This is a genomic window from Paraburkholderia sediminicola (genome assembly GCF_902859805.1).
Classification (GTDB): domain Bacteria; phylum Pseudomonadota; class Gammaproteobacteria; order Burkholderiales; family Burkholderiaceae; genus Paraburkholderia; species Paraburkholderia sediminicola.
Map to the genome: position 1 here is coordinate 221,096 of NZ_CADIKC010000005.1, position 13,191 is coordinate 234,286.

The window sequence follows — 13,191 nt, forward strand, 5'->3', positions numbered from 1 at the left end:
TAGCAGGGGTGAGTTGACCCACAACAGCCTTTCGATGTAATGCGAGGGCTATCGCAAGTTACAGACTAGAACGGTCATTCAACCCTGCGTCTCCGTCGGCACGTTGTCGGCCAGTGATTCGTCTTGATCTGCTGAGCCAATTCACAGGAGAATTGTCGCTCGCACGGCCCGCGGAGGATGATTGCGGGTCGCGTTGAATCGGATCATCGGGGAATGAAAGTGGCTGAGAAGAAGAAGCAACACTACGTTCCGCAATTCTATCTGCGGAACTTTTCATGGGGAAAAGACAGACTCCCCATCAAGTTGTTCAATATTCAACGAGGAGATCACTTTACCGCTGGTAATCTTAGGGGGCAGTGTTACGAGGACTATTTCTACGGCAAAGACTTGGTGATCGAGAATATGTTCGGGACAATCGAAGGTCGAGTCTCCCCCATAGTCGATCAAATCGTGGCGGGCGGAGGGCCTCCTGTTCGCTACAGCGTGGACCACGACGCGTTGTTGACATTCGTGCTGTTCCAGTACGGGCGAACAAAGCATGCTGGCGAAGCAGCTGATGAGCAGGTGGACAAGCTTGCCAAAACGGCGCTAGCAAAAGACGCGCGTATTGAGCCCGAGCATCTGGAAATGGTAAAGATTGGCCTCAAGAATCCTTTCGCGCTGACTTTGAGGGCGGTCAGCCATAGCTTGCCTATAGCCCATGATTTGCAGATCAAGATTGCGATCAATCGAACCCCCATCCGATTTGTCACTAGCGACCACCCCGTCGTGTTTTACAATCAATACGGCGAGGAACGCGTAATTCGAAGTAACACCGGCCTCGCGAGCAAGGGCTTACAAATCTTCTACCCCGTGTCTCCCCAGCACATGGTGGTTCTGTACGACGAAAAGATCTACAAGATGGGAGGCCGGAAAGCGACCTCGGTAGACGTTACCAGCGTGACTGACGTTCAGCAGCTGAATGATCTTCAATGGCTGAACGCTCTGGAAAACATCTATTTCAATAACGCCCAACCACTAAGCGAAATAGATCGTGGAAACCGGCGCAATGCTCTGCGGCGTAACCCAGAGAAGACGACGGTCAAGGAGTCCGAACCCACGGCGGGTGCCGATGGCATGTTGTCGTCGATTGTCATGATGGCGAAACCCGAACCAAAAATTGGTCTACGTCTTGAGTTTTTAAAGTGTCTCAAGGCGATGCCCGATGAGGAAAGGACGTTTGGAGGCCTGTTGGTCCGCGATCCAGAACGCGTGGCGATCCACGACGCGTTTCTGAAGGCAGTGGACAAGGGCCGATACAAGGCAAGTGAATTCGGAAAATTTGTGTTGGACCAGCACGCCGCACGCACGTGCGCTGCCCCCTATGGTACCGCTACGCCATGACGGTGTAGAAAGAGATAGCGTAAAGGTGCACGCAGAGACCTTCGGGTCTCTGCGCGAATGTCAGTAACGGCCGACAAGGAACACTGCAAGATTGCGAATTGAACGGCCAGTTCCTGAGTGAAACGGACGCCTGAATGTGGGAGCGACGGTGCGAACGAACGACTTCTCATAGCCGGTCCTGCCCAATGCAAACAGTATGAGCCGCCTGAATGCCAGCCGGTCGCGATCGGCGGCACGCGACGCTTAGCTGACGTTCGATGTTCGAATGCTATTACTGCTTCTCGCCGACGGTGAACGAGATGTGGGGCCACGCCGCGGTCGACGTACGTATGCCTTCTTGGCGTAAGGGTGGAGCGAGAATTTCAGATCGGCCACTTAATCGTCTCAAACTCTCGTCCTTTTGCGTGCTTGACTGGCCCCCAGCAGTCCAGGGTTAAGTAATAAAGATGCTGCTGGAGCGAAGCCCTCAACTCACGAGATGGGCGGGGCTGACCTCCATCCACGAGCAGCCCGAGGACGACTTTGCGCCCCCGACCCAAACCGATCAGAAAAGATCCGCTATCCTCACACCGAGCGCGTGCGCCAGCTTTTCAATATTGTCGATTGAGATGTTTCGGGCGCCACGCTCGACGTGGGCGAGGAAGGATCTATCTAAGGCGCTGCGAGCCGCAAGCTCTTCTTGTGACCAACCCCGCTCAGCGCGAAGGCGGCGCAAGCTGGACGCGAGTTGCTGTCTGGCGGAGATCGATGGTGAACTGGGCGCGGAAACCGACATCCGCGCAATACTGGGTTTTGGGTGCTTTTCCGTCAGTAGCTTTTAAGTCACAATCGTCAACCTTTTCAGTGTTACGACGACTTGGTTGAACGATATGTTTCTTACGCATGATGATTGGCGGATACAAGACGCCTGTGCCGATCGACTGGCACGACCTTTCCATCCCTGGAGCTGCACGACCGCGACAAGTGCTGAGCCGATATTTCTGATAGCGTTGTCGTCGAACTTCTCTGAGGAATTTCGATTTGTTTTTGTGGCCGGAGTAGAGAAGTTCTTGGAACTTGCCGCCGCGCCGGGCAGCCGCGTGGAATCCGTTAGCCACCTCTCCCTGTTGGGTCATGGCGGACCTCCGCGTCTGGAACCGTTGGTTGAACTTCGTCGGGTAACACCTCGTTGGTTACCGGCTCAGCACCGGTACATGCGCGTGGATAGGCGATGGAACGCGCTTGAGCCTTGGCCGGTGGACGAAATCCTTCCGCTTGACAAGCAAACAGTTGTTTTTAGTTTGCTAAATGAGGATTGTTACTGACCCGCTGCCGAGGCAGTTATCCACAGGTTTGGTAGGCGTCCTCCCCCGCACCCCCTCCGATCGAAGAGAAATATTTCAAAGACAGACGAGCTGCACCACACCTAAGTTTGAATTCATCGAGAAACAGCACGCCCAGATGCGCCAGGGTGATTTCACCGGGTTGCGGTGGGTTGCGTCCGCCGACCAGCGCTGGCCCGCTCGACGAATGATGCGGCGCGCGAAACGGCCGTTGCCGCCATTGCGAGGGCGTAAAGCCGGCCCGGCTGGCGGACAGCAACGCCGCCGAGCTGAGCGCCTCGTCGTCGGTCATGGGTGGGAGCAGGCCTGGCAGGCGGGCGGCGAGCATCGACTTGCCCGCGCCAGGCGGGCCGACTAGCAGGACGTGATGTCCACCTGCCGCGGCGACTTCAAGCGCGCGGCGCGCGCCGCGCTGGCCGATCACGTCGGTCATGTCAGGAACGGCGGCGAGTGCGGTCTCACTGAGGTCGGGCGCAGCGACCGGGTAAAGCCGGCCGTCCGGCGCGTCGGCCAGATGCGCGCACAGCGACGGCAGGTCGGTGGCGCCATAGACATCGACACCCGGCACGAGCGCTGCCTCGGCCGCGCTTGCCGCGGGCAGATAAAGCTGCGGGGTGGATTGAGAGGATGTCCCGGGCGTCACCGGTTCGGCTGAAGTAATACGAGTGAACGCAGAAGCAGACACGGACACGCCCGCCAAGCCGCCGTGAGACGCCGCGCTGCGAGCCGTTCCGCAGGCCATCGCGAAAGCTCCGCGCATTGGTCGCAGCGCGCCGGTCAGTGACAGTTCGCCGGCGAATTCGCGATGCAGGAGCGACTCGGCCGGAATCTGGCCGCTCGCCGCCAGAATGCCTAACGCAATCGGCAGATCGAAGCGGCCGGATTCCTTCGGCAAATCGGCAGGCGCGAGATTGACAGTGATGCGCCGGACGGGGAAATCGAAGCTGCAGTTTTGCAGCGCCGCGCGCACGCGCTCGCGGCTTTCACGCACTTCCAGATCCGGAAGGCCGACGATCGAAAAAGAGGGTAATCCGTTCGCGAGGTGAACCTCGACGGTTACTTCGGGCGCGCGGCCAGAGGCCGGCGCGCGACTGCGCACCACGGCAAGCGACATGTTTTCTCCCGTCGGACGGCGCGCCCTGAGCGCGCGCGAGTCCCCTAAAACGCTGATGACGTCACGGCTCGCTTGCCAGTGATGTGCAGCACTACGCAGCTAAAACGCTGCGGGCGAGGCTTCAGGGTGTCGGCGTTGTGACCGGCAGTTTCTGTTCAAGCTCGGCGACACGGCGTTCCAGTTCCTCGAGGCGCGCGCGGGTGCGCACCAGCACCTGGGTCTGCGTATCGAATTCCTCACGCGTGACCAGGTCGAGCTTGGAAAAACCTTGCGACAGCATGGCTTTCACGTTGCGTTCGACATCTTTGGCCGGCGAGTTCTTGAACAGCTCGCTCATGCGGGCCTGAAAATCGTTAAAGACATCGTTCGGTTGTTTCATGGTGTTCCCCTTAATGCACAAAAAATGTGCATGTTTCATTGCGCCTGTGCTTTGTCACGTTGAATGGGCCGTCTTGGTGCATGGCCTGTTGCCTGCCGCTGCCGTATGAGCCCGTTTGGTGCGCGCTCAAACGTTAAAAGCCTTCGAACACTCTAGCAACGATCCATACGCCGCGCCACCGGTCCCCGCCAACGTTGGCCATCCGGCCAGGGCCGCTTGCGCCCCTTCTGCAGCATGCCCCGGACGAAGTCTGACACAACATGGCATGCGAGTTGCTGTTACTGCCCCGCGCGCACTGCCGGGTGCTTTTTACCGGCAGCGGAACGAGACCACGCGAACGGGTTACAGGGTACGCAAACAGGGTTACGCAACGGGTTACGCAACTTAGCGAGGGATTTCATGAAACTCATTACCGCAATCATCAAGCCGTTCAAGCTCGATGAGGCGCGCGAAGCCTTGTCGGCCATCGGCGTCTCAGGCATCACGGTGACGGAAGTCAAAGGCTTCGGTCGTCAGAAGGGCCACACGGAACTGTATCGGGGCGCTGAATACGTCGTCGATTTCCTGCCGAAGGTGAAGATCGAGGCGGCTGTCTCGGACGACATCGTCGACCAGGCGATCGAGGCGCTCGAACGCGCGGCACGCACCGGCAAGATCGGCGACGGCAAGATTTTTGTCACGCCGATTGAGCAAGTGATTCGGATTCGCACCGGGGAGACCGGCGCGGACGCTCTGTAATACCAAAAGATAGCGACACAGATAGCGACAAGAGGAAACGAAGATGCGCAAATTATTGATGTCCATGCTGATGGCCGGTTCGCTGCTCGCGGGCGGTATCGGCGCCGCCCTCGCGGACGACGCTTCCGCCCCTGCAGCCGCCTCGGCGCCTGCTTCCGATACGACGGCGAGCGCGCCGGCGCCTGACGCCTCGGCAGCGCCTGCTGCCGCCGCGGCTTCGGCACCGGCCGCTGATGCGTCCGCCGCACCGGCTGCCAGCGCCGCAGCAGCCGCGCCGGCAGCATCGGACGCCGCACCTGCCGCCCCGACCGCGCCGTTCTCGGTCGATTCGTCGAAGATCAATTCGGGCGACACCGCCTGGATGCTGACCTCCACCGCGCTCGTGCTGTTCATGACGATCCCGGGTCTGGCGCTGTTCTACGGCGGCATGGTCAGAAAGAAGAGCGTGCTCGCGATCCTGATGCAAAGCTTCGCGATCACCTGCCTCGTGTCGATCATCTGGGTGGTGGTGGGGTACAGCCTCGCCTTCACGCCGGGCAACTCGTTCATTGGCGGCTTCTCGCGCTTCTTCATGGCGGGCATGAACTACATCAAGGGCGACAAGGCCACGACGCTGACCGTCAGCCACCTCGCACCGACGATCCCGGAAACGGTCTACGTCGTCTATCAGATGACGTTCGCGATCATTACCCCGGCACTGATCACGGGCGCGTTTGCCGACCGTATGAAGTTCTCGGCGATGCTCGTGTTCATGACGCTGTGGTCGATCATCGTCTACTCGCCGATCGCGCACATGGTCTGGGAACCGACCGGCTGGCTGGCTAGCGCGGGCATCCTCGACTTCGCGGGCGGCACGGTGGTGCACATCAACGCCGGTATCGCGGCGCTGGTCTGTGCTCTGGTGCTCGGCAAGCGTGTTGGCTACGGCAAGGAAGCGATGGCGCCGCACAACCTGACGCTCACGCTGATCGGTGGCGCCATGCTGTGGGTGGGCTGGTTCGGCTTCAACGCGGGTTCGGCAGTGGCAGCAGACGGCCGTGCCGGTTTCGCGATGTTCGCAACGCAAGTGGCAACCGCAGCAGCAGCACTCGCATGGATGTTCGCCGAATGGGCAACCAAGGGTAAGCCGTCGGTACTCGGTATCGTGTCGGGCGCCGTGGCAGGTCTGGTGGCGATTACGCCGGCTTCGGGCTTCGTCGGTATGGCGGGTTCGCTGGTGATCGGTATCGCGGCAGGCGTGATCTGCTTCTGGTCGGCAACGTGGCTCAAGCACAAGCTCGGTTACGACGACTCGCTCGACGCGTTCGGCGTGCACTGCATCGGCGGTATCGTGGGCGCCATCCTGACCGGCGTGTTTGCGGTCAAGGACATCGGCGGCGCGGACGGCAGCGTGATTCTGCAAGCCAAGGGCGTGCTGACGACGCTGGTCTACAGCGGCGTGGTGAGCTACATCCTGCTGAAGGTGATCGATATGGTGATGGGCCTGCGCGTGACGGAAGAAGAAGAACGCGAAGGTCTGGACGTGAGCCTGCACGGCGAACACGTCGAATAAAGATTCCCCCGCAAGTTTCAGGACTTGCGGATCAGAATCAAGCGCAGCGACTTTGGCCCGCCTTCATGGCGGGCTTTTTTCTTGCGGCGTCTCTTGTGAACAGCAGTTTTCCCTGCCTATCATGGCGATAGCGAGAATGCATTCGCATCCGCTTGCGAATGGAGAAAGCGTCCCCAAATGGACAAAGCATTTGCTCTACAATCTTTTTTCTCCAGTCTGCGAGTGATCAATGGTTCCGCACCTAGTTACGGCGTTAAACGGCCCGCTGCTCGACCTCGAGCGGAAGATCCTCGACGCTACGCCCGCCATCGAACGCTGGTTCCGGCTCGAATGGCAGGAACACACGCCGCCGTTCTACTGTTCAGTCGACCTGCGTAACGCGGGCTTCAAGCTCGCGCCGGTCGACACCAATCTGTTTCCCGGCGCATTCAACAATCTGCCGCAGGAAGTGCTGCCGCTCGCCGTGCAGGCCGCGATGGCGTCGATCGAAAAGATCTGCCCGGACGCAAAGAATTTGCTGGTGATCCCCGAGCGCCATACGCGCAATGCGTTTTATCTGGAGAATGTCGCCCGTCTGGCTGCGATCATGCGCCAGGCCGGGTTGAACGTGCGTTTCGGCACACTCGACGAAAGCATCGTCGGGCCGGTCACGATTGCCTTGTCCGACGGCCAGAAGCTCGTGCTCGAACCGCTCGAGCGTTCGCAGCGGCGTCTCGGCCTGAAGAATTTCGACCCGTGCTCGATTCTGCTGAACAATGACCTGTCGGGCGGCATTCCACCCATCCTGGAAAATCTGCACGAGCAATATCTTCTGCCGCCGCTGCATGCCGGCTGGGCCGTTCGCCGCAAATCGACGCACTTCTCCTGTTATGACGACGTTGCGAAGAAGTTCGCGAAGATGGTCGAGATCGATCCGTGGATGATCAATCCGTACTTCGCACACGTCGAAGGCGTCGATTTCCAGGAGCGCACCGGTGAGGAAGCGCTGGCGGACGCGATCGACGGTGTCCTGAAGAAGATTGCGAGGAAGTATCGCGAGTACGGTATTTCCGAGAAACCGTATGTTGTCATCAAGTCGGATGCGGGCACGTATGGCATGGGCGTGATGACCGTGCACGACGCGTCGGAAGTGGCCGCGCTCACCAAGCGCGAACGCGCCAAGATGGCCGCCACCAAAGACGGCCTCGAAGTGCATGACGTGATCGTGCAGGAAGGCGTGTACACCTTCGAGCGGATTGGCGAAGAAGTCGCCGAGCCGGTCGTGTACATGATCGACCGTTACGTGGTGGGCGGCTTCTACCGCGTGCACGGCAGCCGCGAGCGCGATCAGAACCTGAACGCGCCCGGCATGCACTTCGTGCCGCTCGGCTTCGAGCATACGGCCCTGCCGGATGCGCACGCCAAGCCCGGCGCGGCAGTGCCGAACCGCTTCTATATGTACGGCGTGGTGGCGCGGCTCGGGTTGCTGGCCGCATCGGTCGAACTGGAAAAGACCGATCCGGAAGCCATTCAGGTTTAAGCCTCGCGAGATGGTCGATGGCGGCATGCGTGCCGCCATCGTCATTTTCAGCGACTATATTTGACGATCAATGCCAAGCCCTAAGGGCGCACCGGAATCCTCATGGACATTCTTTTCATTGCCGATCCGCTCACGCAGTTCAAGATCTACAAAGATTCCACCTACGCGATGATGGCCGAAGCCGCACGCCGCGGTCACACGCTCTACACGTGCGAGCCGAAGCATCTGGCGTGGACCGGCGGCGACGTCGAGGCGAATGTGCAGCGCTTTGCGATTACCGGCGACGTGACCGACCTGCATCGCGACACGTGGTACGCCGCTGAAGCGGCCACGCCGAAATCGCTGAAGAGCTTCAGCGCGGTCGTGATGCGCAAAGACCCGCCGTTCGATATGGAATACGTGACGTCGACATGGTTGCTGGAAATCGCCGAACGCGGCGGCGCGCGCATTTTCAACAAGCCGCAGGCAATTCGCGATCATTCGGAAAAACTGGCGATCGGCGAGTTCGCGGAGTTCGTCGCGCCGACTCTGGTGACGCGCGACGCCGCCCGTTTGCGCGCCTTCCATGAAGAACACGGCGACGTGATCCTCAAGCCGCTCGACGGCATGGGCGGCATGGGCGTGTTCCGCGTGAAGGCCGACGGCATGAATCTCGGCTCGATCATCGAGATGCTGAGCCACGACGGCGCGCGCTCGGTGATGGCGCAGAAGTTCATCCCGGAGATCAAGGAAGGCGACAAACGCATCCTGCTGATTGGCGGCGAAGCGGTGCCGTTTTCGCTCGCGCGGATTCCTCAGGGCAATGAAGTGCGCGGCAACCTCGCGGCGGGTGGGCTGGGCGTGGCGCGCCCGCTCACCGATCACGACCGCAAGATCGCCGACACGCTCGCGCCGGTGCTCGCCGCGCGCGGTCTGCTGCTGGTCGGGCTGGATGCGATCGGCGACTGGCTCACCGAGGTGAACGTGACGAGCCCGACGTGTTTCCGCGAAATCATGGATCAGACCGGCTTCGACGTCGCCGCAATGTTCATCGACGCATTGGAGCGCGCGGCCGCTTGAGGCGCAGCCCTTGAATGGCCGCCAGGGCCCCCAAACTGTGTAGTAAATCCGCATCAACCGAAACACCGGCTTTGGCGAGAAAATGAGCCTGATACAATGCCCGCTCTCCCGCGCCAAGCCGAGTGGAAGGTGTCTGTCAGACGCCACTGGCATGGATTGCGGACTGTGAACGAGCTGCTTCCCGCCTGTGCCGTAGCGATATCAGGCACCGCGGGCTGCTCGTCGGGTGATGCGTTCCGGCCCTCACGACCCACGGCCAGTCGAGGGCGCTTACGAACCGGGCTTCGTCCCGGTCCACGGTTCGGGGCCGTTCTTTTGCAGTAAGGCTGACATGGCAGGCATTCTGATCATTGCGCACGCTCCGTTCGCCACCGCGTTGCGCGATTGTATTTCGCACATCTACGGTGGCTTGCCGGCTCGCATCGGCGTGATCGATGTATCGCCGGATTGCGATCCCGCACAGCAGGTCGCGTTCGCGCATTCGGAAATCGAGCGGCTCAAGGAAGAAAACGGCGCACTCGTGCTCACCGACATGTTTGGCGCCACGCCGGCGAATATCGCCGGGCGGCTCGCTTCGGTGCCGAACGTCCGTGTGCTGTGCGGCGTCAATCTGCCGATGCTGGTGCGCGCGGTCTGTTATCGCGCGACGCCGCTCGACACGCTGGTCGACAAAGCGCTCGCCGGAGCCACCAAGGGCGTGCACGCAATCGGGCCCGCCACGCCGGCGCCGGTTGCGCCGCCCGCGGGGTCCAGTGACTGTTTGCCCGCTTTGCCGCCGGAGGCCGCCGCCGCCGACTGTTTGCAAGCGTTGCCGGCTGAGGCCGACCTGACGCAGAAAGCCGGCTCGACCGGGTTGTAAGCGGATCTCACGGTTTTAAAGGATCGCGATTGGGTCGCGCCCAATCGCAGCTGGTTTGCAGTTTCACCTTTCACTACAACACTTACCCGCGCTTCGGACCATCACATGCTGCAACAGGAAACGACTATTGTGAACAAGCTGGGGCTGCACGCGCGCGCGTCGGCCAAGTTGACGCAACTCGCGGGCAACTACCAGGCGGAAATCTGGATGAGCCGCAATGGCCGCCGTATCAATGCCAAGAGCATCATGGGTGTGATGATGCTGGCCGCGGGTATAGGCAGCACGGTGCTGATCGAAACAGAAGGCACCGACGAAAAAGAAGCCATGGACGCATTGTTGAAACTGATTGCTGATAAATTCGGCGAAGGTCAGTGAATTCACGCGTTACCGTTGCCTGAAGCAAAATGCCGCGGCTGTCCGCGGCATTTTTTTTAGCGCGAGACAATCGCAGCTTGAGAAGCTTCTGCTTGTGGCGCGCGGGGGTTCGCGTTGCCGGAGCGCAAGCTCGCCGGAGGCGCATTGTTGCGGATGGTTACGGTATTTCGTGCTGCGCTGCACACAGCCCTAACGTATCTACAACGGGCGCGGAATTTATAATGACCAGCAGAGTCTGAGAGCATTGCAGCGGTTTGCCGCGGCATCACACAACTAGAGGAGGTGCGCGTGTCCTTCACGCTGCATGGAATTCCCGTGTCACGCGGTATCGCCATCGGGCGGGCCTATCTGATCGCCCCGGCTGCACTTGACGTAGACCACTATTTGATCGAACCCGCCCAGATCGAGGGCGAGATCGAGCGCTTTCGCACGGCCCAGCAACATGTGCACTACGAGCTCGACACGTTGCGTGCCGATCTCGCGGCAGACGCGCCGAGCGAAATGGGCGCGTTCATCAACGTTCATTCAATGATCCTGAACGATGCAATGCTCGTGCAGGAAACCATCGACCTGATCCGTACGCGCCGTTACAACGTGGAGTGGGCGCTGACCGAACAGCTCGAACGCCTGTCGCGCCATTTCGACGATATCGAAGACGAATACCTGCGCGAGCGGAAAGCCGACATCGAACAGGTGGTGGAACGCGTGCTGAAGGCGCTTGCCGGCGCTTCGGTGGCGCTGGTGGACGGCGTGCACGGTACCTGCGACGAAATGATCGTGGTCGCGCACGACATCGCGCCGGCCGACATGATGCAGTTCAAAACGCAAACGTTTCAGGGCTTCGTCACCGATCTCGGCGGACGGACTTCGCATACGGCGATTGTCGCGCGCAGCCTCGGCATTCCGGCAGCGGTTGGCGTGCAGCATGCGAGCCAGCTGATCCGGCAAGACGACCTGATCATTGTCGACGGTGATCACGGCATCGTGATCGTCGATCCCGCACCGATCGTGCTGGAAGAATACTCGTACCGTCAGAGCGAAAAAGCGCTGGAGCAGCGCAAGCTGCAACGGCTGAAGTTTTCGCCCACGCAAACACTTTGCGGCACGCGCATCGAACTGTGCGCAAATATCGAGTTGCCGGAGGACGCGCGCGCGGCCGTGGATTCAGGCGCAACCGGGGTGGGCCTGTTCCGCACCGAGTTCCTGTTCATGAATCACAAGCACCAGTTGCCGGAAGAGGAGGAGCAGTTCGCGGCCTATCGCCGCGCGGTCGAGTTGATGAACGGTTTGCCGGTAACGATCCGTACGATCGACGTCGGCGCCGACAAGCCGCTCGATTCGATGAGTGGTGGCGACGGTTACGAAACCGCACCGAACCCCGCCTTGGGGCTCAGAGCGATTCGCTGGAGCCTCTCGGAACCGCAGATGTTCCTGACGCAACTGCGCGCGATTCTCCGTGCGTCGGCGTTCGGCAAGGTGAAGATTCTGATTCCGATGCTTGCGCACGCGCAGGAGATCGATCAGACGCTCGATCTGATTCGCGAGGCCAAGCGTCAACTGGACGATGCCGGAATCGCCTACGATCCGAACGTGCAGGTCGGCGCGATGATCGAGATTCCGGCTGCAGCGATTGCGTTGCCGCTGTTTCTCAAGCGGCTGGATTTTCTGTCGATCGGCACCAACGATCTGATCCAGTACACGCTGGCGATCGATCGCGCGGACAACTCGGTCGCGCATCTGTACGACCCGCTGCATCCGGCGGTGCTGCATCTGATCGCCTTCACGCTGCGCGAGGCGAAGCGGGCGGGGGTGCCGGTGTCGGTGTGCGGCGAGATGGCGGGCGACCCGGCGTTGACGCGTCTGTTGCTTGGCATGGGCCTTACCGAGTTCTCGATGCACCCGAGCCAGTTGCTGGTGGTCAAGCAGGAAGTCCTGCGCTCGCATCTGAAGACGCTCGAAAAGCCGGTGGCCGACGTGCTGGCTTCGTTCGAACCGGAAGAGGTGCAGGCGGCGTTGAAGCGCGTGGTGCTGGCTTGAAACTGAAAATCCGGATTGGTGGGTTCAAATGAAAAACGCCGCACATATGTGCGGCGTTTTCCTTTTGGCGTCTTGCTTGCTCGCGTGGGCTCACGCCTGATGCCGCTGCCCGCATACCGGGCAATCCGGCTGACGCGCAATGCGCATCGTGTTCCATTCCATCCGCAGCGAATCGAGCATCGTGAGACGGCCCATCAGCGGCGTGCCGATTTCGCCGATCACTTTCAGCGCTTCGGCCGCCTGCATCGAACCGATGATGCCGACTGTGGGCGCGAACACGCCCATCGTCGAACACGCGACTTCCTCGAACGGTTGATCTTCCGGGAACACGCACGCATAGCAGGGCGACGCCGCGTCGCGGAAATCGAAGGTGCTGATCTGGCCGTCGAAACGCAAGGCCGCGCCTGAGACCAAAGGCACGCCATGCTTCACGCAGGCGCGGTTGATCGCGTGGCGCGTGGCGAAGTTATCCGTGCAATCGAGCACAACCGTGGCGTGCGGCACCTCGTGATCGAGCCATGCATCGTCGACGCGTTCGGCCACCGCGTTCACTACCACCTCAGGATTGATCTGGGCGATCGCGTCGCGCCCGGACTCCACCTTCTTGCGCCCGACCGACGCTGTCACATGCAAAATCTGCCGCTGCAGATTGGTCAGGTCGACCGTATCCGCATCGACCAGCGTGAGACGGCCGACACCTGCTGCTGCCAGATACATCGCTGCCGGCGAACCCAGGCCGCCCGCGCCGACAATGATCGCGTGCGCGTCGATAAAGCGCTGCTGCGCCTCGATGCCGATTTCGTCGACGAGGATGTGGCGGGAATAGCGGAGGAGTTGATCGTCGTTCATGGCGG

Annotated in this window: 12 protein-coding genes and 1 pseudogene; 8 read left to right on the forward strand and 5 right to left on the reverse strand. The window is 60.7% G+C overall.

Going from position 1 to position 13,191, the window contains the following annotated elements:
• The first annotated feature begins 213 nt into the window (after positions 1–213).
• On the forward strand, positions 214–1,383 hold the full coding sequence (locus tag R8871_RS19660) for a DUF4238 domain-containing protein (protein ID WP_175051980.1): 1,170 nt from the start codon (positions 214–216) through the stop codon (positions 1,381–1,383).
• Between the two features lie 544 nt (positions 1,384–1,927).
• Here the strand turns inward: R8871_RS19660 and R8871_RS19665 are convergent.
• From R8871_RS19665 to R8871_RS19680, 4 genes and pseudogenes are all read right to left on the reverse strand, one after another.
• Positions 1,928–2,158 carry a helix-turn-helix domain-containing protein gene (locus tag R8871_RS19665; RefSeq protein ID WP_175051981.1) on the reverse strand — a complete coding sequence of 77 codons (231 nt, stop codon included), beginning with the start codon at positions 2,156–2,158 and terminating at the stop codon, positions 1,928–1,930.
• The gene (locus tag R8871_RS19670; RefSeq protein ID WP_175051818.1) at positions 2,079–2,498 is read right to left on the reverse strand and encodes a hypothetical protein; all 420 of its coding nucleotides are present in this window, start codon (positions 2,496–2,498) and stop codon (positions 2,079–2,081) included. The genes R8871_RS19665 and R8871_RS19670 overlap by 80 nt, the downstream gene beginning before the upstream one ends.
• 301 nt (positions 2,499–2,799) lie before the next feature.
• Positions 2,800–3,819: pseudogene (locus R8871_RS19675) on the reverse strand (YifB family Mg chelatase-like AAA ATPase); the annotation flags it as partial.
• Between the two features lie 121 nt (positions 3,820–3,940).
• On the reverse strand, positions 3,941–4,198 hold the full coding sequence (locus tag R8871_RS19680; protein WP_175051982.1) for an accessory factor UbiK family protein: 258 nt from the start codon (positions 4,196–4,198) through the stop codon (positions 3,941–3,943).
• 399 nt (positions 4,199–4,597) lie between these two features.
• On the opposite strand from R8871_RS19680, the gene R8871_RS19685 reads away from it, so the two are divergent.
• The 7 genes from R8871_RS19685 (at position 4,598) to ptsP (ending at position 12,337) form a co-directional block, all read left to right on the forward strand.
• Positions 4,598–4,936, forward strand: a complete 339-nt coding sequence (locus R8871_RS19685) for a P-II family nitrogen regulator (protein WP_006048089.1) — start codon at positions 4,598–4,600, stop codon at positions 4,934–4,936.
• 43 nt (positions 4,937–4,979) lie between these two features.
• Complete coding sequence (locus R8871_RS19690; protein ID WP_175051983.1) at positions 4,980–6,488, forward strand: ammonium transporter; 1,509 nt, start codon at positions 4,980–4,982, stop codon at positions 6,486–6,488.
• A 229-nt stretch (positions 6,489–6,717) separates the two neighbouring features.
• Entirely contained in the window at positions 6,718–8,007 is a 1,290-nt protein-coding gene (gshA, locus tag R8871_RS19695; protein ID WP_175051984.1) for a glutamate--cysteine ligase, read from the forward strand.
• A 102-nt stretch (positions 8,008–8,109) separates the two neighbouring features.
• Entirely contained in the window at positions 8,110–9,066 is a 957-nt protein-coding gene (gshB, locus tag R8871_RS19700) for a glutathione synthase (protein ID WP_175051985.1), read from the forward strand.
• A gap of 331 nt (positions 9,067–9,397) precedes the next feature.
• A complete protein-coding gene (locus R8871_RS19705) occupies positions 9,398–9,925 on the forward strand; it encodes a PTS sugar transporter subunit IIA (RefSeq protein WP_093643774.1) in 528 nt (175 codons plus the stop codon).
• Positions 9,926–10,030: 105 nt separating this feature from the next.
• Positions 10,031–10,300: an HPr family phosphocarrier protein gene (locus R8871_RS19710; RefSeq protein ID WP_054035732.1), complete on the forward strand. Its 270-nt coding sequence runs from the start codon at positions 10,031–10,033 to the stop codon at positions 10,298–10,300.
• A 288-nt stretch (positions 10,301–10,588) separates the two neighbouring features.
• Positions 10,589–12,337, forward strand: coding sequence for a phosphoenolpyruvate--protein phosphotransferase (ptsP, locus tag R8871_RS19715; RefSeq protein WP_175051986.1), 1,749 nt, complete (start codon positions 10,589–10,591; stop codon positions 12,335–12,337).
• A 90-nt stretch (positions 12,338–12,427) separates the two neighbouring features.
• Here the strand turns inward: ptsP and R8871_RS19720 are convergent, their stop codons facing one another.
• Positions 12,428–13,186 (reverse strand): HesA/MoeB/ThiF family protein, encoded by a 759-nt coding sequence (locus tag R8871_RS19720; protein ID WP_175051987.1) that lies wholly within the window; start codon positions 13,184–13,186, stop codon positions 12,428–12,430.
• Positions 13,187–13,191: the final 5 nt, after the last annotated feature.

What these genes read in the sequence shown, in the direction of transcription:
- R8871_RS19670 (WP_175051818.1), bottom strand. Translation starts at nt 2,498, where the DNA reads ATGACCCAACAGGGAGAGGTGGCTAACGGATTCCACGCGGCTGCCCGG.
- R8871_RS19690 (WP_175051983.1), top strand. Translation starts at nt 4,980, where the DNA reads ATGCGCAAATTATTGATGTCCATGCTGATGGCCGGTTCGCTGCTCGCG.
- gshB (WP_175051985.1), top strand. Translation starts at nt 8,110, where the DNA reads ATGGACATTCTTTTCATTGCCGATCCGCTCACGCAGTTCAAGATCTAC.
- R8871_RS19665 (WP_175051981.1), bottom strand. Translation starts at nt 2,158, where the DNA reads ATGTCGGTTTCCGCGCCCAGTTCACCATCGATCTCCGCCAGACAGCAA.
- R8871_RS19710 (WP_054035732.1), top strand. Translation starts at nt 10,031, where the DNA reads ATGCTGCAACAGGAAACGACTATTGTGAACAAGCTGGGGCTGCACGCG.
- R8871_RS19685 (WP_006048089.1), top strand. Translation starts at nt 4,598, where the DNA reads ATGAAACTCATTACCGCAATCATCAAGCCGTTCAAGCTCGATGAGGCG.
- R8871_RS19705 (WP_093643774.1), top strand. Translation starts at nt 9,398, where the DNA reads ATGGCAGGCATTCTGATCATTGCGCACGCTCCGTTCGCCACCGCGTTG.
- R8871_RS19680 (WP_175051982.1), bottom strand. Translation starts at nt 4,198, where the DNA reads ATGAAACAACCGAACGATGTCTTTAACGATTTTCAGGCCCGCATGAGC.
- R8871_RS19660 (WP_175051980.1), top strand. Translation starts at nt 214, where the DNA reads ATGAAAGTGGCTGAGAAGAAGAAGCAACACTACGTTCCGCAATTCTAT.
- R8871_RS19720 (WP_175051987.1), bottom strand. Translation starts at nt 13,186, where the DNA reads ATGAACGACGATCAACTCCTCCGCTATTCCCGCCACATCCTCGTCGAC.
- gshA (WP_175051984.1), top strand. Translation starts at nt 6,718, where the DNA reads ATGGTTCCGCACCTAGTTACGGCGTTAAACGGCCCGCTGCTCGACCTC.